The sequence below is a fragment of the uncultured Arcticibacterium sp. genome, assembly GCF_964021845.1.
In the GTDB taxonomy this organism is placed as follows: domain Bacteria; phylum Bacteroidota; class Bacteroidia; order Cytophagales; family Spirosomataceae; genus Arcticibacterium.
Genome location: NZ_CAXHZC010000013.1, coordinates 1 through 26,637, shown reverse-complemented (window position 1 = coordinate 26,637; position 26,637 = coordinate 1). Strand labels below are relative to the sequence as shown.

Genomic DNA, 26,637 nt, shown 5'->3' with positions numbered 1-26,637 from the left:
CCCAAAATAAAATAAGTGGCGGTGCAAACGTAAGCTATAAAGCAGGAAACGCAGTAATGTTAGAGCCAGGTTTTAGTGCTGCATCAGGAACAGTTTTCAGTGCTAAAATTGAAAATGTGTGTGCGGATTGATAAGAAATGAAGTTAAATATGTTAAAAAGCCGCCTCATTTAAGGCGGCTTTTTACATAGTAAAGTCTTAGATATTATGGTTGTTTGTCCATGCCAAAGAAGTAGAGGTATAATTTTTGATAGGGAATAAGTCAATATTCAATATATTTGGATAACCCTAAGTAAAATTATTATAATGTCAGGCTTGTCGAAAAAAAGTATACTATCAGTAGTACTTCTATTACTTTGTGCTCACTTGAGTGCTCAGCCCGTTTTGCTTTCAAAGCAAATAAAATCCAGTAAGAATATTTCTTCTAAAGTGATGATTTTTGAAGATATCACTGGTGAAATGCTTTTAGAGGAGGTTATTCAAGAAGATTTTGTGAGCAATGAAGGAAGGAACAATTTTATTTTACCTTTTTCCAATCATGCGTTTTGGTTTAAAATGGAATTTGTAAAAGGAGAAGGAGTTTCTGATGATTGGACTATTTGGTTTACAAATGAACTTACCGAGAATCTTGAGTTTTATGAATATAGTATAGACGAGGGAAAGTTTATAGCTAGTGCGAAGTGGGATCTTTTAAGTTCGAGAACAAAGTTTTTTAAAGGGCAAGAGCCTTTTTTTGATTTCAAACTCAGGGATAGCACTACGGTTTATATTAGACTAAAATCACAAAGAGCTTTGACAGGGCTTTTTTCGGTAGGGCCTAGTGCTGCAAAATCCAAGGTTATAATGGATTTGTTTGGTCAACGGGCCTTTGTAAATGGACTTCTCATTTTTAGGCTTCTTTTGGTTTTAACGCTTGGTCTTTTTGTAATAAAAGATATCTCTTTTCGAGCATATTCGCTTTTAATTTTGATTAAGACTTTGGGCTACTGGGGTTTGATTAATGCCTTAACACCAGCTTTTGTAGAAAGCCCACTAGTGGCTCAAAAATTGAATTTCCTTTTTTATACGGGCACACCTATAGGAACAATCATTTTTTCATTGGCAGTTTTACCGTTTTTTGGGCTTCCGTCTTGGTTTAAGAAAGTATTATACTTTTTCCTATTTCTTACGGTCGGGGTTAATATTCTGGTTCAAGTAAATTATAGTTGGGAGTTTCTTCAAATAGGAGTAGGCGTTTCTGTTTTTTCGGGTGTATTCATTGTACTGGTTTTTGCTTATTCGGTCATGAAAGGGCTGCCTATTCAGAAATATTATGCCATTCCTTTTTTGCTCGGTTTAGTTAGTTACCTCCTGATGAATACAAGGATCCTTTTTCAAGTTCAAATTCCTTCGGTTTCAACAATTGCTTTCTTTTTGTTTGCCGCAGAGATATTCATATTTATATTCTTTTTAGGTAGAATATTTAGAGACTCTCAGATGAAGAATATTTTGGTTACACAAGAGCTTAAGAATAAGGAGTTTCAGTCGGAGAGGTTAAGAGAATTAGACGACCTGAAAACTAGTTTTTTTACTAATATTTCACATGAGTTAAAAACGCCATTAACACTGATTTCTGGTCCTATAGAAGAGCTTAAAAAGTCATATCCTAACGAGAAATTGCTTAAAATGATACGTCCAAACATTAATAGGCTTCAGCAGCTTATTAATCAGATTTTGGATATTCAGAAGTTAGAAGCAGGTAAACAAAACCCTCATATTATAAAAAGCGATTTAGCAAAGCATCTGAATAGGCATGTCTTATCTTTCGAGTCTTTAACAGCATCAAAGGGGATTGAATTAACTTTTAACCAAAATGAGCAAAGTTTTGAGGCACGTTATGATGAAGATAAGCTAAATAAAATAGTAGATAATTTGCTGTCTAATGCCGTAAAATATACAAATAAAGGTGGGCAGGTTGCTGTTAATGTATCCTACAGATATAAGCCAAAAGCATTTGAGATTTCAGTCTCGGATACGGGTTTTGGTATTTCAGAAGAAGATCTTCCTTATATTTTTGATAGGTTTTACCAAGTCAGTAATGCCAATTATCAAGGTTCTGGAGTAGGTCTGGCCTTGGTGAAAGAGCTGGTAAGTTTATTAAAGGGAACTATCGAAGTGGAAAGTGAGCTCGAAAAAGGAACCACTTTTAGCGTAAAATTACCAGCAGATGAGACTACTTGGCCAGATTATAAAGTGGAGCTAGCAGAAGAAAATGGAATAGCTACTAAAGAACTTAAAAGTGCGACTTATGATGAGCCCGTAGGACAAGCTGAAGATATGAACAAAGAGCTTGTTTTACTTGTAGAAGACAATGCTGATATGCAAGAATATATAAAAAGCTTATTAGAAAAGGAGTATAGAGTTATTCAGGCATTTAACGGCTTAGAGGGAGTAGAAAAAGCCAATAATGAGGTTCCCGATATTATAGTATGTGATTTGATGATGCCTGTAATGGATGGTTTTGAGTTTAGCAAGCAAATTAGGGCTAATGTAGCTTCAAGCCATGTACCTATTATTATGCTTACAGCCAAGTCATCCAAAGAAAGTAGACTAGAAAGCTTTGAAATAGGTATAGACAGGTACTTAACAAAACCTTTTGATGCTGATGAATTAAAAGGAGCTATTAAAAGTGGTTTAAAAAGTAGACAAGATTTAAAAGCTCTTTATACCCAAGGGAAGTTTGAGTCTCCAAGTATTGAAGAGAAAGTAGGTGATATAGAGCTTGCTTTTTATAAGTCTTTGAGAAGTTTTTTGGATGAAAATTATAAGAAATCAGCTTTAACAGTGGGTGATATTGCAAAATCAATGAGTATGAGTGATACGCAATTAAGGCGAAAACTGAAAACTGTAAGTACATATTCTCCAAATGAATACCTTCGGAAATTTAGATTGCAAAAGGCTGAAGTATTATTGAAAGTTCAACGGAAATCTGTGTCAGAAGCTGCTTTTGAAGTTGGTTTTGAAAACCTTTCATATTTCTCTAAAATCTTTCAACAAGAGTATGGGTGTTTACCTTCAGAGTTTATTTCTTCTGGTGAGGTATCATAAGGGTTTAAAGAAATAAGCTTTAATAACATGTTTCAATGCATTGATTATCATAAAAAAAAGTAAATGATTTTTTATAAAATTATCAAGGCTTATAAGTTTTGCTGGAAGTGTGCTTTCATAAATTTATTTTGTGCCAATTTGCTGCTTGCACAGTCTGGCTCTTTTGAGCATATATCTGTTTCAGAAGGACTTTCGCAAGGAATGGCTTTTGATATCTTACAAGATAAAGAAGGCTTTATTTGGGTGGCCACTAAATACGGTTTAAACAGATATGATGGTACCAATTTCAAAACTTTTCTTCATAGTAAAGACGAACCTTACAGTATAGCCACAAATCAAATAACAGCTTTATTACAAGATAGTAAAGGGAGGATTTGGATTGGTACAGGAGAAAAGAAGATTATAGTCTTCGAGCCTAAAACTCAACGGTTTTATTATTCAAACCTTGACCAAGGGCTGTCTAGTGACCTACCTAATAACCTGATAAATGCAATTTATGAAGATGATTATGGTAATGTTTGGTTTGGAAGTTCAGAAGGTCAAATTCTAAAAATTGAAACATCGGATAGAATAGACCAAAGCTTGGCAGGCTTAGAACCTGACATAAGTGCAGAGCTGAATATAATTTCTATAGAATCTGTTCTGGGCGAAGACTATGGTATTTATTCTTTTTCAAAAGATAGTGATGAGCAAATAATGGCTTTTTCAAATGGATATTACGCCAACATTAATATCAAAGAAAATACGGTATCTTATGTAGATATTCCTGAAAATAGCACTTATGATAGTAAAAACTATTTATTAACCTGCCTTTTCAAAAAGGGCGGCGAGAACCTTTTTTTAACCAATAAGAACGTTTTTAAAGTAGTTGATGGGCGGGTTCAGGTCATTGATGAATTTAACTTTAAGGAGGGTTATATAATAGATATGGATGCCTCTGGCGATGTATGGGGGATTAAGAACAATGCTATTTTTAAAACAACTCTTCCTGATATTCATAACATCTTTGAACCAACTAATTTTCAGGCGGAGGTAACAAAAAATGCCAGAATAAAACTAATAAGAAAGGACAGTCAAGGTAATTTTTGGCTAGCTACAAATGGCTACGGTATTGTGAAAATAAGGAATAAGAAGAAACGTGCTAGTAATTACTTAGAGCGTTGGTCTTCGTGGCAGGTTTACCTTGATTCTAAAGGCAATCTATATTCTTGGGATTTTAATAGGCTTTTTAAAAGTGAAAAGAGTGGACTGAAAGTTTCTGAAATATCACCAGGTGTTGCCCAAGGAGCTTTAATAGAAGCCAAAGATGGTACTTATTGGAAGCTGATCAGAAATCAAAAGGTAAGTCCTAATATATACCTAGAGCACTTGGATGAAAACTTTAAAAGTCTCAAAATATATGATTTTAAAAGAGCCGCAGGTATTCCTTATCTTAGGTTTTTAGAAGATCATAAAGGAAACTTGGTTTTTGTGGGTTTTAGTAATGAGCTTATTCGGTTTAACCCATCTACTGAACTCTTTAATTATTTTAATTTTTCGCAGAATTTCGTTTTTGGTTCTAGAGGAGCTTTACATATTTATGAAGATGTGTCGCGTAATATTTGGGTCTCTGGGGAGTCTGGTTTGTTAAAAATAACACCCAAGTCAGGGGCATATATATTTACTGGTTATAATAATAACCCTAATAATCCTGCAAGTATTCCGAGCGATTTTACTACCTGTGCAGTTGACTTCCCGGCAGACCCTGAAAACTTTTTGTTAATAGGAACGCATAGCAATGGAATACTCAAACTGCATAAGCATACCGAGGTTTTTGAGAGTATAAGTACAGAAGACGGTTTGCCGTCTAATAACGTAGCAGGGATTATTCCGGAGTCTGAAAAAAGAATTTGGTTAAGCTCAAATTTGGGTGTTGTAGTTTATGATTTAGAGCTAAAGCAATCAAAACTTTTTAATGCCAAAGACGGCTTAATTTCTGATGAATTTAACATGGGGTCTTTTTTTAAAGGAAAACATGGGCAGTTTGTTTTTGGAGGTATAAGAGGAGTAAGCGTTTTAGAACCTAGTGTTTTGAAAAAGACTAAAAGTGAGATAAATCTAAAATTTGTCGATCTAAAAATCAATAATAAAAGTATACGGCCTTTTGATGAATCAAACCTTTTAAAGGAGTCTATAGAGTACACACCTTTTGTGAAGCTATCTCATGATCAAAATAATATTGGTTTAGAGTTTACAGATTTAAATAAGGGTGTAAATAGGTTGAAATACAGGCTTTTAGGAGCAAGTGATTCATGGGTAGAAATGGGGCCAGGTGGAACTGTCAATTATACTATGCTACCGCCGGGGAACTATAGTTTTGAGTTAACAAGCTCTTCTTTAGATTTTGGAGAAGGACAAGAACCACTTGTTTTAAACTTTGAAATAAGCCCACCATGGTATTGGAATTGGATGAGTATTTTGGTCTATGCTTTAATAACAGCTTTTCTCATTTATCTTTTTTTAAGAGGGCAGCGTAAACAAATTAGGCTGGAACAGGAGGTGATATATAATGCCAAAGAAAAGCTAAGGCTTAGCGAGTTAGACGAATTAAAGTCAAACTTTTTTACCAATGTGTCTCACGAGTTAAAAACTCCATTGACGCTTATTGAAGGTCCAATTAATGAATTGAATAAAAAATATCCTGATGAAGGGCTTTTTAAGCTTATCAAACCAAATGTAAAAAGGCTGAGGCAGTTAATGTATCAGATTTTAGATGTTCAGAAACTAGAAGCCGGAAAAGTCAATTTTAATATTGAAAAGTCTGATTTAGCTAAGTATTTCAGGCTTCATATTTTTTCTTTTGAGTCTTTAGCTGCTTCGTACGGTATAAAAATGGAGTTCAAGCAAAACTTGGATGAATTTCATGCTTTTTTTGATAAGGATAAATTTGATAAAATTATTGATAACCTTATTTCTAATGCCATAAAGTACAATTTCAAAGGAGGTACAGTAAGGGTAAAAGTGGTATATAAAGAAAATCCAAAGCGACTTACGCTGAGTGTATCAGATACTGGACAAGGGATTTCGGAGACAGATTTGCCACAAATATTTGATAGATTTTTTCAAGTAAATCAAAATAATACTGAAGGTACAGGTGTTGGCCTTTCATTGGTCAAAGAGTTGGTTTCAGTTTTAAAAGGAACTATTGATGTAGAAAGTGTAGAAAAAGAAGGAACAACCTTTCTTATTTCTATGCCTATTGATCAGGAGACCTGGAAGGAGCATATTGTTGAAGAGGTTTTCGAAGAATCAATAGTGTCGAACCTCGGAGAGAAGGAAACAGAAAATGTGGTAAGAAATGAGGAAAAAGAACTCTTATTACTGGTAGAGGATAATCCTGATATGCAGGAATACCTTAAAATTCTTTTTCAAGATAGATATGATATTATTCAAGCTTTTAATGGGGCTGAGGGTATTGAAAAAGCAAACAAAGAGGTACCTGATTTGATAGTTTGTGATTTGATGATGCCTATTATGGATGGTTTTGAGTTTAGTAAAAGAATAAGAGCTAATGCCGCATCTAGCCACGTGCCAATCATTATGCTTACTGCCAAATCTTCCAAAGAAAGTAGATTAGAGAGTTTAGAAATTGGGATTGATCTTTATATGACAAAACCATTTGATACTGACGAACTAAGTAGTGCTATAAAAAGCTGCATCGATAATAGAAAAGCCCTTCGTGGAATTTTTAGAGGAGATGTCTTGAGCACAGAAGATGAAACCAAAGAAGAGGTGAATCTTTTGGAAAAGGAATTTATAAATAAAGTGAAAACATTCTTAGAACAGCACTATCATGATTCCAGTATGAATGTTGGGCTTATTTCAGATTACTTAGGAATGAGTGAAACACAATTAAGAAGAAAACTCAAAAGTATAAGCTCCTATTCACCTAATGAATACCTCAGGAAATTTAGACTAGAAAAAGCGGAATTTCTGCTTAAAGAAGGTGACAAAACGGTGTCTGAAATTGCATTTGAGGTGGGCTATGAAAGTCTTTCTTATTTTTCCAGAATTTTTCAGCAAGAGTATGGATGTTTGCCTTCGGAGTACGTTTCTGGCTAAATTTTGAGTGTTTTGCTCGAAATGAGTTAAAGATTGTCCGAAATACGTTAATGGATTGGTGAGCTAAAATTGATATTTGACTATCATTTATTAACCCTTTAGCTACATCATGGAAACACTTGTACTACCAGGAAGAAAAACTATAGAATCGGAACAAATAGTTTATTTGGAAAGTGATAGTAACTACACCATAATTCACCAAACTTCCCTTCCTCAAAAAATCATTACAGCCAAAAGCCTTTGCTATGTGCAGGAGGCTTTGGACCCCAAACACTTCATTCGCATCAACCGTCAGCAGGTGATAAATATTAATTGTATTACCAGTTTTTGGGAAGAGAAGGATACGGTCAATATTGAGATTTTCAATGGTGATTTATTCAAAACTTCTAGAAGGCGAACTTCCTCTTTCTTAAACTCTATAAGCCCCATAGAAATATGAAAAAATGTATTTTACCCCTTATAATTATTTTTTGCTTGGTTCAAACTTCCGTTTTTGCCACCACACGCTATGTAAAACCAACGGCCTCAGGAGCAGGAGATGGTAGCTCTTGGGCTAATGCCTCTGCTGATTTGCAAGCCATGATAAATGCTTCAGCTAGTGGAGACGAGGTGTGGGTTGCAGCTGGTGTTTATAAACCCTTGGCGGATGGCTCTGGGAATACTTCACCAACCGATAGTAGAAACAAGCTCTTTTATATGAGAGATGGTGTTAAGCTATACGGAGGTTATTCTGGAGCAGGAACCACCCGCGATTTCTCTACGTATAAAACCATACTCTCTGGTGATATTGATAATGATGACACCAACACTGATGGTAACTTTATCAATGAGTCCGTTTCCGATATACAAGGAGCTAATGCTTATCATGTATTAGTGTTTCCATCAACAGGAGAAACTACTGAAGTAGATGGTTTTATAATAACAGGAGGGAAAAACACAGGGAATAGCGGCTCTACTAGTACCACTACTTCAGCTGGTGGAAATTTTAACTCTTTTAGAGGTGCGGCATTATATTTCACAGGGGCAGCTCCACAAATAAGGAATTGTGTCATTAGTGGAAATAGTGGATATAGCGGCGTTTTATATCAGAATAATCAGAATACCTCTGGTGGGTGGACTACCAAACTTGAAAATTTAATTTGGGTAGGGAACTATGCCAATAGTGGTGTTTTGTACTTACACAGGGGACCAACAGAAATCACTAGTAATGTGTTTGCTTCAAATAGTGCTAGCAGTTCAGTTATTTACATTTCCAGTAACATGCCAAATGCTAATAGTATTACTTATGACCATATATCATTATTTAATAATACCCCTGGCCAATACTCCTACCTTTTTCTTTTACAGGGTGGAACTGTTCAAATTAAAAACTCAACTGTCTGGAAAGAAGTGCCAGCTAATAATGCAGTAATTTATAGTTCTGCTCATAGCTTGACAGTTTCTAATTCTTCTATTCAAGGTTCAGGAGGAAGTTCTGATTGGAACGGTGGCTTCGGAACTGATGGAGGTAATAATTTAGATTTAGCCCCTCAGTTTTCTAATGCAGGAAATATAGCTGGGGCTGACGCTAAGTATTTTACAAGTGATGATGGTCTCATACCTGGTTCTTGTTCGCCATTGCTAAATAATGCAGCTGCTGGCCTGATAAAAGACATTGCGAACCAAAGTCGTCCTAATGAGGGTCAAAATGACATAGGAGCTTATGAATTCCAAGGAGTGTCTACTCTACCATCTGATGCTACAGGGGTATCTTCAAGTAGTTACAGTATTACCTGCGGTCAATCTGTTACGCTAAGTGGAAGCTGTGGCACAGGAACTTTGACATGGTATAATCAAGCTTCTGGAGGATCAAGTATAGGTACAGGAACTGGTTTTGTGGCGTCTCCACTTGAAAACCCTACTATTTATTATGCCGCTTGTGAAACCAGTGCTACTTGCGTTAGTTTAAACCGAGTAGCCGTACCTTCCATTTCAGTCAGCTTACCTACTAATCCAACAGGTGTAGCAGCAAGTGAAAATGATACTTGTCCTAATACTGAAGTTGCCCTATCAGCTTCTTGTTCTGGAGGTACTTCACCAGAATGGTATGACGGCTCTATGTCGGTTATTGGAACTGGAAGTCCTTTTCAGGTCAGTCCAACAATTACCACTACATACGCTGTGAAATGTAAAAACGGAAGCTGTGTGAGTGACACGGAAGAGATTACGGTAAATGTATTAGGAAGGCCAACTGATGACAATGCAAGTCCAGGAAATATATGTGCAGGGCAGTCAGTTACTTACACGGCTAATTGTGCGGTAGGTACGGTAGAGTGGTATGACAGCTATACTGGGGGAAATCTCATTGCTACAGGAAATTCACACACTTTTACACCATCTCATGGAAGTTCTAATTATTATAGGATTTTTCCAGCATGTACAAATGGCACATGCACGAGTAATAGAGAATATGCCGACTCCTATTTTTATTTCGCCCCACCATCTGTGACAGTTTCCGAAACTGCACTTTGTGCATCAAATAATACGGAATTAACACTCACAGCCAACTGTACGTCTTATGCAGGAGGAACTGTAACTAATTGGTATGACGCTGCTAGTGGTGGCAATTTGTTAGGTACAGGGAACACGTTTAATCATACGCCTTCCAGTACCATTACCTATTATGCGGAGTGTGTGAGTAATAATTATAGCTGTAGTACGCCAAGAACGGCAACCGATGAAGTGGTGGTGGGTCAACCAGTAAGTACACCATCATCAGTTTCTGTAAATGACACAGAAGTATGTGTTAATTCTGATATCACCTTATCGGCGAGCTGTAGCTCTGGTACAGCAGTTTGGTATAGCAGTCCTTCTGGAGGCTCTTCTATAGGCAACGGGGGCAGTCTGGTATATAATGTAACTGCCACAAATACTTTTTATGTGGCATGTGAAGATGGAGGCTGCATTAGTAATAGAGTAGCCACAGCCGAAGTAACCGTGTTACCGAGTTCTAGCGGTATACCCATGAACCAAACGCTGAATAGCAATATTACTGGAACAGATACCAAGCAAGCCATAGAATACATCAATGCCTCTAATAAAATTATAAACCCAGCAAATGTGGTTTATGAGAGTGGCAAAGCCATCAATTTAGCCCCAGGTTTTGAGGTAGAAAACGGTTCTGTGTTTCTTGGTAAAGCAGATTTGGAGGCTTGTCCATAGTGTTTTTTTTCTCAAAGAAGTCAACCGTTTGATGAAACAAGGTGCTAGTCCTCTTAAAAGTTGTTTTTAGGGCTTTTTGCCTGAAATGCATTAATGGAATTGAGATGATAATTAGAGGTTTGTAATAAGGAAAAAATTGAATGTCAATATCAGATTTATGAAGAATAACAAACATTTTTACTTTCTGTCTATTATGGAAAAAGCCATTAAAAAATTGAGTATAGTATTATTATTGTTCTCATTGGTTAATAGTGTATTTGCCCAACAATTAGATATAACCATAAGTGAAATTTCTGGCAATAAGCTTCAAATGGTTCTTAATCAAGATGCCCATTTTCAGTTTTCGCAAGATTATATTCCCGACGAGTTTCAAAACAGTTTTGCGGTTGTTATAAAAGGTGTTTACAGTTCATCTCAATCAAACAGTTATGGAAACGCAACAGGGCCAGGTTACACTACTGTTGGCTCCAACACTGGTAATGTTATTGCTATGGGTAGTTATGGATCTAATATTGGACAGTTTGATCATACTTCAGATGAAATAATTGTTTTTAGTGCCTCAAGTACAATTAGCAATGGAGATATTCTAACGATTCCCGCCGGGACCTTCGTCCATAATGTGGATTCATATGGAGGAGCGGGCACTTTTAATGCAGGTCCATATACTGCCATAATTCCAGATGTTCCTTTTACTGGAGTGGCTGCTACAATGGTTAATGTAGCATCTCCCGAAATAAACTTAAAAGGAAACGGTCAAGATATAGCCGATGGTGATACCTCACCAGAAGTAGCAGATGATACCGATTTTGGAGTTGTGACTGTTGTAGGGGCATCTAATACCAATACCTTTACCATTGAAAATACGGGTAGCAGTAGTTTAACCTTAAGTGGAAGCCCTAAAGTAGACATTACTGGGACTCATGCGAGTGATTTTACCGTGATTGCTCAACCAAGCTCCCCTGTTTCTGCAGCAGGGAGTACCACTTTCCAGATTACTTTTGACCCAACAGCAGCGGGTTTAAGAGTAGCAACAGTGAGTATTGCCAATGATGATGCTGACGAAAATCCGTATACGTTTGATATAAGAGGAACGGGAAATGATATTACCTACACATCGATTCCTTACTACACTGGTTTCGAAAGTGGTGATTTAGACCCTGCATGGACTGCAACTAGTTCTGAACCAGGAATAAATATTGAAGTGATTGAAACTGGAACGCTTGTATGGAGTACGCAAATAGCATACTCGCATACGGGTACTTATTTTCTTGGAATGGATCATGGAGCTGGGGGGAATTATAATTTAAATCAAGCAGACTTACATCTTAACACCTCTGGTCAAACGGATTTAAGGTTAGATTTTTGGTGGGCGGAATGGAACGACGAAACAGAGCCTCAAGACGGCATGTATATTTCTGATGACGGGGGTACTTCATTTACAAAAGTTCTCGATCTCAATGGAACAAGTTATGCAGATTTAACTTGGACACATTTTGATATGAGTCTTGATAGTATTAACACCTTGTATGGATTGTCCTTTACTTCCACTTATATTGTTCGTTTTCAGCAATATGATAACCACAATTTTGCAGGAGGAAATGACGGTTTTCTTTTTGACGATATCACAGTTAAAACAGTCATTCCGGCTCCAGAAATAAACCTCAAAGGAAACGGTGTAAGCATAGTAAATGGGGATAATAGTCCTTCTGTTACCGACTCTACAGATTTTGGAAGTCACGGCGTTGCCTCAGGTAGCAATACTAATACTTTTACTATAGAAAATACAGGGTCGGCCACATTAAGCCTGACTGGAAGCCCAAGAGTAAGCATAAGTGGTCATACTGGTGATTTTATCGTAAGTTCACAACCCGCCTCAGCCTCTGTAGCAGCTTTAGGAAGCACTACTTTCCAAATTACTTTTGACCCTACGGCAACAGGTTTAAGACAAGCCACGGTTAGCATTGCCAATGATGATGCCGATGAAAATCCTTATACCTTCGTCATTCAGGGAACGGGTACTGAAACAGTAATTAATCCTTGTACCACTTCATTTTTCGAAAATTTTGAATTAAACGTAATACCTCCTGATTGGACTAATCTGGATCTGGATAATAATACTTCTAGCAATGGAAGACCGGCAAACTGGTATACCTTTGAACTTGATATAAGTGAAAGTAATAAGGCAGCGGTGTCTGATTCATGGTTTTCTCCTGCTTCTCAAGCAAACAATTGGCTCATTCTACCAAAAACTGTTTTGAACTGTGATACCAAACTAAGTTGGAAGTCTGCTCCGTTTGAAGGCCCTGCATTTGCAGATGGCTATGAAGTGAAGATTTCAACAATTGACAATAACCCTGCATCTTTTTCAACTGTATTAATGGATTTTGCTGAAGACGTAACAGCTGGAAGTGGTGTTTGGGGAACTGGAGTTCAACATCCAAACTTCTCGGGTAATAATGGAATACTTACAGAGTGGGAAATTGACTTATCGGCTTATACTGGACAAACGGTCTATATCGCCTTTCACCATAATTCTACTAACGATAATCTTATTCTACTTGATGATATCGGAATAGGACCATTGATATTGAACCCAGAAATCAATCTCAAAGGCAACGGTGTTTCTATATCAAATGGAGATGCCAGTCCACGAACAGCAGATGATACCGATTTTGGTAGTACGGCTGTAACGGGCGGAAATGTAATACGAACCTTTACCATAGAAAATACTGGAGATGGGGCATTGAATTTAACGGGAACCACCGATAAGGTTACTATTACTGGAACCCACTCTGGAGATTTTACGGTAACTGTTCAACCAACCTCTCCCGTGGCAGCCAGCAACGGTACAACAACTTTTTCCATAAGCTTTAACCCAACCGCAAGTGGAACAAGAAATGCTACTGTAAACATTGCTAATGATGATGCAGATGAAAGTCCTTATACTTTTGCTATTAGTGGAACGGGAACGGATTTCTGTACTCCTGTAACCAATTCTAATCAATTGTTAACCTGGACAGGTGCAAAAAACACCACTTGGAACGATGCATGTAACTGGTCACCGGTTTTGGTTCCAACGGAGACGAATGATGTGGTAATTCCATCTGCACCAGTAAACCAACCAACGCTAAGCGTAAACAATGCAGTAGTTAAAAGTGTAGAAGTGCAAAGCGGAGCTACATTTACCATAGCTAGCAGCGGGCAGCTGAGCATTAATGGATTTAGAGATATCGAAGGATTAGAAAATGTATCTTTTTTTAGTTACGGTACCGTAGAAAATAATGGAAAATTACTCATTGGAAATACGGGTTTAGTTGGTTTTAGAGGAATATCAAACTACAGTACTTTTAATAATAATGTAGGTAGTGAAATAAATATTGACAATACAACTGTAGCGGCAATAGATTTGGGTGGGACTTTTACCAATTCCGGTCAAATTCTTATAGGTGCCAATGGAAACATTGCAGGTTACAGTTTTAGTAGCACGCTCGGCTCATTTGTTAACAATGAGTGTGCTGTTTTATCTGCCAGCAAAGGAGGTGTCTATATCTCAGCCCAAAGTTCTTATTTAAACAAGGGGTATACATATTTTAAAGAAGATGTTTATGTAGGGATAGGTAGCTCAGTTTCAAATAAAGGTGTATTTAAGCACGGTGCAATGAGTTTTAGCGGTAGTGGAGTTTTTACGAATACCACAGATTCTTCAGTTGTAGTTAATGATAATCCAACGCCAATTTTTACCTACGGTGGTACGTATAACGGTACGGTAAATGGTATTTTCAAAGCTGATTCGGTTACCTCTGCAGGTACTTTTTCTGCTCCAAATACTTTTACACCCTCAGGTTTAGCATCAGGTTCTCAAACGCTTATCGCTAAAATTACTCCAAATGGAGGTGGCTGCACATATTTGGTGCCATTTGACTATGTGAATTGTATGGCCTCTGCAACTATTTCTTACACCGGAACTCCCTTTTGTACAAGTGCCTCGCCAGCTTCGGTGACACTTACTGGTACCACGGGAGGAGCATTTACATCTTCTCCGGCAGGATTGACCTTGAATAGTAGTTCTGGTCAAATAACGCCTTCTAGCAGTTCTGCAGGTACTTATACCGTTACGTATACCATTGCAGCATCAGGTGGTTGCCCTTCAGTGACCGCTACTACTGCAATCACTATAAACGCCTTAGAAGATGCCAGTTTCAGTTACGGCAGTGCTTCGTATTGTGTAAGTGCGGCAGACCCAACACCAACAGTTACAGGAGCAGCAGGTGGCACATTCAGCAGCACAGTAGGATTAAGCATTAATACAGGAACAGGAGCAATAGACGTATCTACAAGCACAGCAGGCACATATACAGTGACGTACACCACAGGAGGAACTTGTTCAAACAGTTCAACTGCAAGTGTAAGCATTACGGCACTAGATGATGCGAGCTTCAGTTATGGCAGTGCCTCGTATTGTTTAAGTGCGGCCGACCCAACACCAACAATTACAGGAGCAGCAGGTGGCACATTCAGCAGCACAGTAGGATTAAGCATTAATACAGGAACAGGAGCAATAGACGTATCTACAAGCACAGCAGGCACATATACAGTGACGTACACCACAGGAGGAACTTGTTCAAACAGTTCAACTGCAAGTGTAAGCATTACGGCACTTGATGATGCCAGCTTCAATTACGGTAGTTCCTCGTATTGTTTAAGTGCGTCAGACCCAACACCAACAATTACAGGAGCAGCAGGTGGCACATTCAGCAGCACATCAGGATTAATTATCAATGCTTCTACAGGAGCAATAGATGTTTCAGCAAGTACGCCTGGAGCATATACAGTGACGTACACCACGGGAGGAACCTGCTCAAATAGTTCAACCGCAAGTGTAAATATTACGGCACTAGATGATGCCAGTTTTAGTTACGGCAGTGCTTCGTATTGTTTAAGTGCAGCCGACCCAACACCAACAATTACAGGAGCAGCAGGAGGCACATTCAGCAGCACATCAGGATTAAGTATTAATTCGGGAACAGGAGCAATAGATGTTTCAGCTAGCACAGCAGGCACATATACCGTAACATATACTACAGAAGGAACCTGTTCAAACAGTTCAACCGCAAGTGTAAGCATAACGGCCTTAGATAATGCCAGTTTCAGTTACGGCAGTTCCTCGTATTGTGCAGATGCTTCCGACCCAACACCAACTATTACAGGCGTATCAGGAGGAACATTTAGTAGCACAGCAGGATTAAGTATCAATGCTGCTACGGGAGCAATAGATGCTTCAGCAAGCACAGCAGGCACATATACAGTGACGTACACCACAGGAGGAACTTGTTCAAACAGTTCAACTGCAAGTGTAAGCATTACGGCACTAGATGATGCCAGTTTCAGTTATGGCAGTGCTTCTTATTGTGTAAGTGCGGCCGACCCAACACCAACAATTACAGGCGTATCGGGAGGAAGCTTCAGCAGCACATCAGGATTAAGTATCAATGCTTCTACAGGAGCAATAGATGTTTCAGCAAGCACGCCGGGTACATATACCGTAACATATACCACAGGCGGAACCTGCTCAAATAGTTCAACCGCAAGTGTAAGTATTACGGCACTAGATGATGCCAGTTTCAGTTACGGCAGTGCCTCTTATTGTGTAAGTGCAGCCGACCCGACACCAACTATTACAGGAGTATCGGGAGGAAGCTTCAGCAGCACATCAGGATTAAGTATCAATGCTTCTACAGGAGCAATAGATGTTTCAGCAAGCACGCCGGGTACATATACCGTAACATATACCACAGGAGGAACCTGTTCAAACAGTTCAACAGCAAGTGTAAGTATTACGGCACTAGATGATGCCAGTTTCAGTTACGGCAGTGCTTCGTATTGTGTAAGTGCAGCCGACCCAACGCCAACAATTACAGGTGCATCAGGAGGAACCTTCAGCAGCACAGTAGGATTAAGTATTAATTCGGGAACAGGAGCAATAGATGTTTCAGCAAGCACGCCGGGTACATATACCGTAACATATACCACAGGAGGAACCTGTTCAAACAGTTCTAATACAAGCGTAACTATTAATGCATTACCAACAGTAAGCATCTCAGGGATAGATGACTTGACCTGTGGCACAGCCAGTGTCACGCGAACAGCGAGTGGCGGTGGAACTTACTCTTGGTCAAATGGTGATAATATAGCCACAGCGACCATCAATGCTGCTGGAACTTACACGGTCACAGTAACATCAGCAAATGGCTGCACAGCGACAGCGACGACGGTAGTTACTCAAGATGTAACGACACCATCAGCAACTATCACAGGAGCAGCAAACCTAAGTTGTGCGGTAACAAGTGTGACGAGAACAGCCTCCGGCGGCGGCACTTACTCTTGGTCAAATGGTGATAATACAGCCACAGCGACCATCAATGCTGCTGGAACTTACACGGTCACAGTATCATCAGCGAATGGTTGCACCGCCACCGCAACCACGGTAGTCACGCAGGATGTAACAGTTCCAAGTATAAGTATCACAGGAACAGATAGTTTAAGTTGTACTCAAAGTTCAGTGACAAGAACGGCAGTAGGCACAGGAACCTATCAATGGTCAAATGGTTTAGGAACCAACGCGACAGCAACTATGACAAGTGCCGGAACCTACACCGTTACACTAACAGCAGCCAATGGCTGTACAAACACAGCTACCACAGCAGTTGTTTTCAAAAATAATTTAGTAGTTACAGCTTCCAATGATGGCCCCTACCAAGACGGAGAGAACATAAACTTAATGGCAACGGGTGGGCCAAGCTATTCTTGGGCAGGTCCAAATGGCTTTACGAGTAGTTCTGTAAACCCAAGTATAGCCAATGCCACTGCGGCCAAAGCAGGAATTTACACCGTGACGGTGAATAATGGAAGCTGTACAGGTACCGCCACTACCAATGTGATAGTTTCTTGCAGCACACCGGGTATGAGTTATTACCTAGCTTATACAGACGGAGCAGAACCAGAAGTATTCTCGCCATTGATAGAGCAAATGGAAGTACAAGTATCAAACAGACCGATGACGGTACTAGCAGTACCAAATTGCGAGCTACCGGTCATAGAGAGTACAAGACTACAACTGTCAGGAACAGGGAATAATCATTTCTATATTGACAATGCACTTCCGTTCTCACTTTATGAAGTAAATGGTGTGGCGACAGGAGAGGCTTTTGAAGCCAACTATTACACGTTTATAGCCAGAGGTTTTGACCAAGGCAATTCGGAGGTAGGCACCGAAATAATTGGTCCAGATGAGCTGCACTTTTCAGTAGTTCGAGGCGATAGAGAAATCACAAGTCCAACGCTTTCAACCAACACCATTTGTGCAGGAACAAGTTTAACAGTTTCATCCACAGCCTCAGGAGTATTTAGTTTCAATGTAGGAAATATGTACCGAGCCTACCTTTCAGATGAAAACGGAAACTTTGGGAATCAGATATTGATAGGAAGTTCTTCAGACCCAACTAATATCTCATGTACTATTCCAAATAATCTACCAAGCGGAAATAATTACAAAGTTGTGGTTCGTTCGTCTTCACCAATGGTGTCTTCAGCGGTGTCGGCTAGTCTGTCCATTACTTCATCAAGTGTGAGTTTGTTATCACCAACGCATGACATTTTGAGCGGAACGCGAACCGAGCAAGCCACGCAAACGGTCAATGCCCAAAATAAAATAAGTGGCGGTGCAAACGTAAGCTATAAAGCAGGAAACGCAGTGATGTTAGAGCCAGGTTTTAGTGCTGCATCAGGAACTGTTTTCAGTGCTAAAATTGAAAATGTGTGTGCGGATTAAGTAACTGTTTCACCGTAAATAGAAACATGATTTTACGGTCTAAATAAATCATGTAAATCTCTTTAAAAATCATCAAAGCCTCTCAAAATTACCTTTTGGGAGGCTTTTGCCTGAAATGAGTTAAAGATTGTCCGAAATGCGTTAATGGTTTGATACTCGCTACAATAAATTTGCTTTCATAATAATTACTCAATTCATTATGAAAAACACTAATAGAAATGTTTTTAGCCATAGAGATTTATCTAAGGCTCTTTGGTCATTTATTTTGGTTTTACAAGCATTTTTTATTTTTCCAGTTAGCCATGTAAAAGCCCAGACACCTCAGTTTCTAGGAGACCTTAATTCCAGTACATTTACTAATTCAAGTTATCCCTCTTTATTTACATCAGTAGGGAATACGGTTTTCTTTAAAGCAAAAAGTCAGTTAGGAACTGAACTTTGGAAAACAAATGGCACAGCCGCTGGAACAGTAATGGTACGTGACATAAATCAGGCTACTGGCTCCTCATTCCAACAAAATACGGACAGCGATATCTCAGAAATGATCAGCTTCAATAATCTATTATTTTTTGTAGCAGATGATGATCATAATGGCAAGGAGCTTTGGAGATCAGATGGAACAACAAATGGAACCTATATGGTTATGAATATAAGGGCGAGCTCTGCAGATAGTGACCCTACTTCTCTGTATGTTCACAATAATCTACTCTATTTTTCTGCCAGAGGAACTGATGGTGAAAGACTTTGGAAATCCGATGGGACGGAAAGCGGGACTGTTTCAATAGCAGGAGATGGTTATAGACCCTCTGGTTTTGCCTCTTTAAATAATTATCTTATCTATGGTGCCTACCGATCTAATCCTCTAGTTGTGCCATCAGGAACTGGTAATAGAGAGTTGTTTGCTAGCGATGGCACAACCACATTTTTACTAGCAGATATTTGGAGTGGTATTGTAAGCTCTTCTCCTGGTGAGTTAACCGCCTTTAATAATGTGGTTTATTTTACAGGAAATGACGGCAGTACTTACGGTTCGGAGGTTTGGAAAACCAATGGAACCTCTGGAGGAACATCTAATTTTGTGGATATAAATCCTGGCTCAGACTGGAGCACTCCAAGAGGATACACTGAATTTTCAGGATACCTTTATTTTACTGCAGGAAATGGTACAGATGGCCGAGAGTTATATAGAACCGATGGTACGGTAGGTGGTACTACAAGAGTTAAAGATATACACCCTAGTGGTAGCTCAGATCCTATAGCATACACGGTTTTTAACGGCTCGCTATACTTTTTTGCTACTGATGGTACCAATACAGGGATTTGGAAAACCAATGGAACATCAGCAGGAACCTCATTTGTGAGCTCTGTTGACTATACCTTCTCCACTAAGTTTTATAAAACTAGCACAGCACTTTACTTTATGATTCAGGACTCACAAGACGAGCTATGGAAAACCAACGGAACCTCAGGAGGAACAAGCATGGTGGCGAGTTATAATGATATTGGTGATATTTATACACACAATGATAACATATATCTAAATATAAACGACGGTATAAATGGTTATGAACTTTGGAAATCGAATGGAACTTCTGCCGGAACAAGTTTATTGAAAAATATATACAGCGAGAACCTTGGCTCGAATCCAGGATTTTTTACCACCATCGGTAATAAATCTTTCTTTAGTGCAAATAGTGGAAGCGACTACGGTATTTATAGCACAGATGGAACTCTTGCAGGAACATCATTAATTAAAACTGTTGGTAATTATTATATTTCAACTCTTTTTAACTTTAATAATAACCTCCTTTTTTGGGGAGGAAATAGCTTTACAGGTTCTGAGTTATGGAAATCTGATGGAACAAATGCAGGAACAGTACAGGTCAAAGAATTAAAAAGTGGTAATCAATCGGGTGGACCATATGATTTTATCAAGTTTAATAATACAGCTTATTTCGCTGCAAACGGAGATAATGTTGGAATAGAATTATTTAAAACAGATGGAACTACCGCCGGTACTGAGATAGTATTGGATATTGTATCGGGTACCCAAAGTTCTTATCCTTCCGATTTTAAAATATTCAATAATGCTCTTTATTTTCAGGCGGGAGGTTATTCTAATAAAAATCTGTATAAGTCAGATGGTACAGCCGGAGGCACTTCATTAGTAAAAGATATCATTATTGATGATAAAATGATTGAACTGAACGGTAACCTTATAATTTCTGCTTATGATACGGGGTATAATAGAGAATTATGGAAAAGCGATGGGACTACAGGTGGAACTGTTTTATTAAAAGAAATAAATCCAACCAGTTCATCTGGTCTTACACATTTAACCAAAGTAGGAAATCAAGTTTTTTTTGTTGCAAATGATGGAATAAATGGCAAGGAACTATGGAAAACTGATGGTACTACTGCTGGAACAGTGTTAGTCAAAAACATTAATTCTGGCTCTAATGATTCAAACCCTTCAAACTTGATCGACTTCAATGGTACACTATTCTTTGTTGCCAATAGCTCCTCCACATCAGGCGTTTATGATTATGATTTATGGAAAAGTAATGGTACCTCAGCTGGTACTGTTAAAGTCTATGATTTAAACCTTAAGAGCTTTGTACCTAGTGTTGACAATTTTATTGTTCAAGGAAATAATCTTTATTTCTCTGGTAGTACTTCTATAACTTTTAAAAAATTATGGAAAACAGACGGTACTACTGCTGGCACTATGGAAGTAAGTACAGGTACTCATCAAAGCTACCTCAGCCCTACAAACATTGCGAAATTTGGGAGTAGTTTAGTTTTTGGAGGGTATCATGAACTGTATGGCCAAGAACCATTTATCTATCTTAGCCCTAATCTAAGTGTAGAACCAGAAATCAACCTGAAAGGGAATGGCGTTTCTATTTCAGACGGAGACACCAGCCCACGAACCGCCGATGATACCGATTTTGGTTTGCTAAGTGTGAGTTCTGGCACAGTAGTTAAAACCTTTACCATAGAAAATACAGGAGATGGGGCATTGAATTTAACGGGAACCTCCGATAAGGTTACTATTACTGGAACCCACTCTGGAGATTTTACGGTAACTGTTCAACCAACCTCTCCCGTAGCGGCCAGCAACGGTACAACAACCTTCTCTATAAGATTTGACCCAACCGCAAGTGGAACAAGAACTGCCACTGTAAATATTCCTAACAATGACTCAAATGAGAACCCTTATACATTTGCCATCAGTGGAACCGGAACGGGTTGTTCAAGCTTAGCATCCACCACAGAGCTCATGACTTGGACTGGAGCCTTTAATACGGCTTGGAATAATTCCTGCAACTGGTCACCAAACGGAATACCAACCGCAACTAACGACGTTACAATACCTTCTGCACCTAGCAATCAACCAACGCTCAATGTAAATAGTGGAGTAGCTAAAAGCGTAGAAGTACAGAGCGGGGCAACGTTTACCATAGCAAGTGGTGGACAGCTTACCATAAATGATTCTAAGTCTTTTACATCAGGAAGTGAAGCAGGTTTAAGCTCCTTTTTTAATGCAGGGACCGTAGAAAATAATGGGAAATTGATTTTGGGAAGCATAAGCTCAATAGGGGATTATGGCTTATGGAATGCTTCAACTTTTAATAATAATATAGAAGGAGAAATTCAAATAGACAACGCTTCTGATACCGATTTTTTAAATCAAATAGGAACATTTACCAATGCTGGTTTGATAACATCAGGAGCCAACTCATTCACAAGCATTAGTGCACTAGAGAATAGTGGAGATTTGATAAATGAATCAACTGGAAAAATTTCTCTTCAAAATTCCGTTTCTGCTTTGAAAAATACATCTACTGGGGAAATTGAAAACTATGGTACCATTCAGTCCGAAATACCAATTCCTGCAGATTTTAACAACGATGGACTCGTAACCAATTATCCTTGTGCTAGCCTTATTACCAAGGCGTTCTTCTATAATAATTCAGGAGCCACAGTCCTAAATAATGGCTTATTTATTGTTAATCAGGGAGTTGTTAATACCGGTTCTTTTACAAACGAGGGCGTGCTTCAATCAGATTCATTTAGTGGTACCATATTAAGTACGCAAACTTCTTCGGTGATTTTAAATGGTAGTTCTATGTTTGATGTAGGATACGCCGACCAATATGAAGATATTTTCGAATATGGAGGTGTTTTTGATGGAACCATACTAGGAATTTACAAAGATGATGCGGGTTTAAATTTAGCGGGTACTTTCACTGCACCAAATACATTCGTTCCTGATAATTCTTTACCAAGTGGCTTTCAAACGCTCTATGCCAAAATTCAACCTGCTGGAGGTGCCTGTACTTATATAGTTCCCTTTGGTTTTAGATTCGAAAAAACTCCTATTATTGGCGTGCAGCCTATTAATCTTTCAGTTTGTCAAGCATCTTCAGCTACTCTCTCTACAATAGCCTTTTATGCAGATAACTATCAATGGCAAGTAAATACGGGAGCAGGGTTTACCAATATTGCCAATAACTCAATTTACTCAGGAGCTACTAGTGCTAATCTTTCAATTTCGAATGTAACGGGATTAGAAGGTAACTTGTATCAGTGTTTCATTTCTTCGGCTTTTGGAGACACGCTTACTGTGGCGGTAGGCTTAGAAATTCAAGAAAAGGCAATTTTCGGATATTTTGAGCCTCTTTTTACGGGTTCAGATATTACCGATACAGTATCTACAGCATCACCTAATAATGTATATTTTGTCAAAACTTCAATTCCAAACGCTATTCTGGCAGACAGTATCGGGATTGTTTTTGCCGAGACAAGCTCGTCTCCATATCCAGCAAATGAGAAAATCAAATTTGCATTATACTCAAATAATGGGTCTGATCTACCTGGAGACTTGCTGGCCAGTTCGGTGGGTAATTCTAATGAGTCCACACCTCAAACCTTTGATGGAGAAAATAGTTTTCCATTGGCAAGTCCAATAAGCTTAGAACCAGGAGAGTACTGGATAGCCATAAATGCAAATCAAGTGTTTTTCCCTCCTTACAGTCCTTATGGTCCTGATGATTATACTAGGTCTCTTTCTTTACCCTTTGAAAATGCTTGGCCAGTTTCAGAGCCAGTTACGTCATCAAATGGAGGATATATGTATAATTTGTTCATCAAGGGTAATCTGAACTGTGAAGTGCCAATGCCTACAGGAGTAAATGTATCCCTTAGCTCTGTTTGTGCAGGAGGTAGTATTGATCTCACAGCGAACTGTGGTACAAATACAGTTAAATGGTATACCTCAGTTTCTGGAGGCTCTTCCATAGGTTCAGGTAGTCCATTTAGCTACCAACCTACTACTACTAGTACTTATTATGCGGTCTGTTTTGATGGTTCTGCTGAAAGTAATAGAGTGGCAACAAATCAGGTTGTTTATAACGCTTTAGAAAATGCGAGTTTTAATTATGGCAGTGCCTCGTATTGCATAAGTTCGGCCGACCCAATACCAACAATTACGGGTGTATCAGGTGGAACATTCAGCAGCACATCAGGATTAAGTATCAATGCAAGTACAGGTGAGATAGATGTATCAGCAAGCACAGTAGGTACATATATTGTAACATATACCACGGGAGGAACCTGTTCAAATAGTTCAACCGCAAGTGTAGGTATTACGGCACTAGATGATGCCAGCTTCAATTACGGTAGTTCCTCGTATTGTTTAAGTGCGTCCGATCCAACACCAACTATTACAGGCGTATCAGGTGGAACATTCAGCAGCACATCAGGATTAAGTATAAATGCAAGTACAGGTGAGATAGATGTATCAGCAAGTACAGCAGGCACTTATACAGTGACTTATACCACGGTAGGCACTTGTTCAAATAGCTCAACGGGCTCTGTAATAATTAATGCCTTACCAGTGATAGTTATAGCGGATTCAGATAATCTAACATGTACAATTACTAGTGTTTTAAGAACCGCCTCCGGTGGAACGACTTATTCTTGGTCAGGTCCCGATTCGTATTCAGCAGCCACGGCAGAAGCTAGTATCAATACTGCAGGAATTTATACAGTGACAGTTACAGGTGCAAATGGATGTACAGCATCAGCTACAACAGCCGTTACGCTTGATATTAGCGGTAACGAACCAGGTCTAGTTACGCCTGATATTATAGATGCATCTTGTCCGGCAAGTGCAGATGGAAGTGCCAGTGTAGCTATTTTTTATGAAGGTTTTGAGACTGTACAACCTTTCCCTGAGACTTACGATATGGATTTAGCCCAAATACCAGGTTTAACGCATCAATGGAAATATGAAAAAAAATCAGGGTTTACCAATGAACGATTAGTGATCTTTAAGGATAACACTATTAACCTTCCGATTCCAAACGGTAAGTATGCTTTAGCAATGGATAATGGAAACGGTAATGGTACAAATAATCTTACATTAACAGTTGATCTTTCGGCACAAATAGGCAAAGACAATCTGAAGTTTTCCTATTGGGTGTATGATGCTGGAGACGAAAGAGATTTTGTAGATGTAATTAGTGTGAGAGGAGATTCTACTCAGCCTTGGGTTATTTTGTCAGATTGGGGAGCTTTGTCCACCAATGGGGCATGGACCAGCCATGAAGAAGATTTAGATTTAGTTTTGACTAATGCTGGTCAATCACTTTCTGATAATACTCAAATAAGATTTACACAATCAGATAATTTCCCTATCAATACAGATGGCGTAGCCTTTGATGAAATAATGATAACAGAGGAGGGATTGAACTATGCTTGGTCAAATGGAGGAACAACAGCGGTAGTTTCAGATCTTACGCCTGGTACGTATTCTGTAAATGTCACAACTTCAGAAGGGTGTCCTGTGGTTACAGGCAGTGGTACTGTTTCCAATAAGGCCTTTGATAATGCTAGTTTTAGTTATTCGTCAAATAGCTTTTGTAAAGGAAGTTTAAATGATACAATCCCAACAATTATTGGTTTATCCGGCGGTTCTTTCTCTAGTACAGCAGGTTTGTCAATCAATTCTAGCTCGGGAGCCATAAATGTCTCTACAAGTACTCTGGGAACTTATACTGTTACATATACTACTGCAGGCCCTTGCCCAAATAGTTCAACTGCCACTATAACAATAAACGCATTAGACAATGCCAGCTTCAGTTACGGCAGTGCCTCTTATTGTGTAAGTGCAGCTGACCCGACACCAACAATTACAGGAGTATCAGGAGGAACATTTAGTAGCACAGCAGGATTAAGTATCAATGCTTCTACAGGAGCAATAGATGTATCAGCAAGCACAGTAGGCACATATACCGTAACATACACCACAGGCGGAACCTGTTCAAACAGTTCAACCGCAAGTGTAAGCATTACGGCATTAGACAATGCCAGCTTCAATTACAGCAGTACTTCGTATTGTTTAAGTGCGTCTGACCCGACACCAACTATTACAGGCGTATCAGGAGGAACATTTAGTAGCACAGCAGGATTAAGTATCAATGCTTCTACAGGAGCAATAGACGTATCCGCAAGTACAGTAGGCACATATACAGTGACGTACACCACAGGAGGAACCTGTTCAAACAGTTCAACCGCAAGTGTAAGCATTACGGCACTAGATGATGCCAGTTTTAGTTACGGCAGTGCTTCGTATTGTGTAAGTGCAGCCGACGCAACACCAACAATTACAGGTGTATCAGGGGGTACATTCAGCAGCACAGTAGGATTAAGCATTAGTTCAGGAACAGGAGCAATAGACGTATCAGTAAGCACGCCAGGCACATATACAGTGACGTACACCACAGGAGGAAGCTGTTCAAACAGTTCAACCGCAAGCGTAAGCATAAGGGCACTAGACGACGCTGGCTTTAATTATGCATCGGCCTCGTATTGTGCAGATGCTTCCGACCCAACACCAACAATTACAGGTGTATCAGGGGGTACATTCAGCAGCACAGCAGGATTAAGTATCAATGCTGCTACAGGAGCAATAGATGTATCAGCAAGTACAGCAGGTAGCTATTCAGTAACATATACCACAGGAGGAAGTTGTTCAAACAGTTCTAATACAAGCGTCACTATTAATGCATTACCAATAGCAAATATCACAGGTGCAGCGAACCTAACATGTGCTGTAACAAGTGTAACAAGAACAGCCTCAGGCGGCGGAACCTATTCATGGTCAAATGGCGATAATACGGCGATAGCGACTATCAATGCGGCAGGCACTTATACAGTTACAGTAACATCAGCGAATGGCTGCACCGCCACCGCAACGACGGTAGTTACGCAAGATGTAACAGTTCCAAGTATAAGTATCACAGGAACTGATAGTTTAAGTTGTACTCAAAATTCAGTGACAAGAACGGCAGTAGGTGCAGGAACCTATCAATGGTCAAATGGTTTAGGAACCAACGCGACAGCAACTATGAC

The 26,637-nt window shown here is 39.1% G+C and carries 6 protein-coding genes; all 6 read left to right on the top strand.

All coding sequences use genetic code 11. The features are described 5' to 3' along the window. Positions 1 to 305 precede the first annotated feature (305 nt). Positions 306 to 3,086, top strand: a complete 2,781-nt coding sequence (locus AADJ06_RS21845) for an ATP-binding protein (protein ID WP_341228629.1) — start codon at positions 306 to 308, stop codon at positions 3,084 to 3,086. A gap of 63 nt (positions 3,087 to 3,149) precedes the next feature. Continuing rightward, complete coding sequence (locus AADJ06_RS21840; RefSeq protein WP_341228628.1) at positions 3,150 to 7,187, top strand: ATP-binding protein; 4,038 nt, start codon at positions 3,150 to 3,152, stop codon at positions 7,185 to 7,187. A gap of 109 nt (positions 7,188 to 7,296) precedes the next feature. Then, positions 7,297 to 7,626: a LytTR family DNA-binding domain-containing protein gene (locus AADJ06_RS21835; RefSeq protein WP_341228627.1), complete on the top strand. Its 330-nt coding sequence runs from the start codon at positions 7,297 to 7,299 to the stop codon at positions 7,624 to 7,626. Further along, entirely contained in the window at positions 7,623 to 10,388 is a 2,766-nt protein-coding gene (locus tag AADJ06_RS21830; protein WP_341228626.1) for a 3-coathanger stack domain-containing protein, read from the top strand. The genes AADJ06_RS21835 and AADJ06_RS21830 overlap by 4 nt, the downstream gene beginning before the upstream one ends. Before the next feature lie 157 nt (positions 10,389 to 10,545). Beyond that, a complete protein-coding gene (locus AADJ06_RS21825; RefSeq protein ID WP_341228625.1) occupies positions 10,546 to 18,216 on the top strand; it encodes a choice-of-anchor D domain-containing protein in 7,671 nt (2,556 codons plus the stop codon). A gap of 199 nt (positions 18,217 to 18,415) precedes the next feature. Next, positions 18,416 to 26,637 (top strand): ELWxxDGT repeat protein (locus tag AADJ06_RS21820; RefSeq protein WP_341228624.1); only part of this gene is annotated, 8,222 nt, incomplete at its 3' end.

Bases quoted from the DNA above. Each gene is read 5' to 3' on its own strand.
- AADJ06_RS21845 (WP_341228629.1), top strand. From the start codon at position 306: ATGTCAGGCTTGTCGAAAAAAAGTATACTATCAGTAGTACTTCTATTA.
- AADJ06_RS21830 (WP_341228626.1), top strand. From the start codon at position 7,623: ATGAAAAAATGTATTTTACCCCTTATAATTATTTTTTGCTTGGTTCAA.
- AADJ06_RS21840 (WP_341228628.1), top strand. From the start codon at position 3,150: ATGATTTTTTATAAAATTATCAAGGCTTATAAGTTTTGCTGGAAGTGT.
- AADJ06_RS21825 (WP_341228625.1), top strand. From the start codon at position 10,546: ATGAAGAATAACAAACATTTTTACTTTCTGTCTATTATGGAAAAAGCC.
- AADJ06_RS21835 (WP_341228627.1), top strand. From the start codon at position 7,297: ATGGAAACACTTGTACTACCAGGAAGAAAAACTATAGAATCGGAACAA.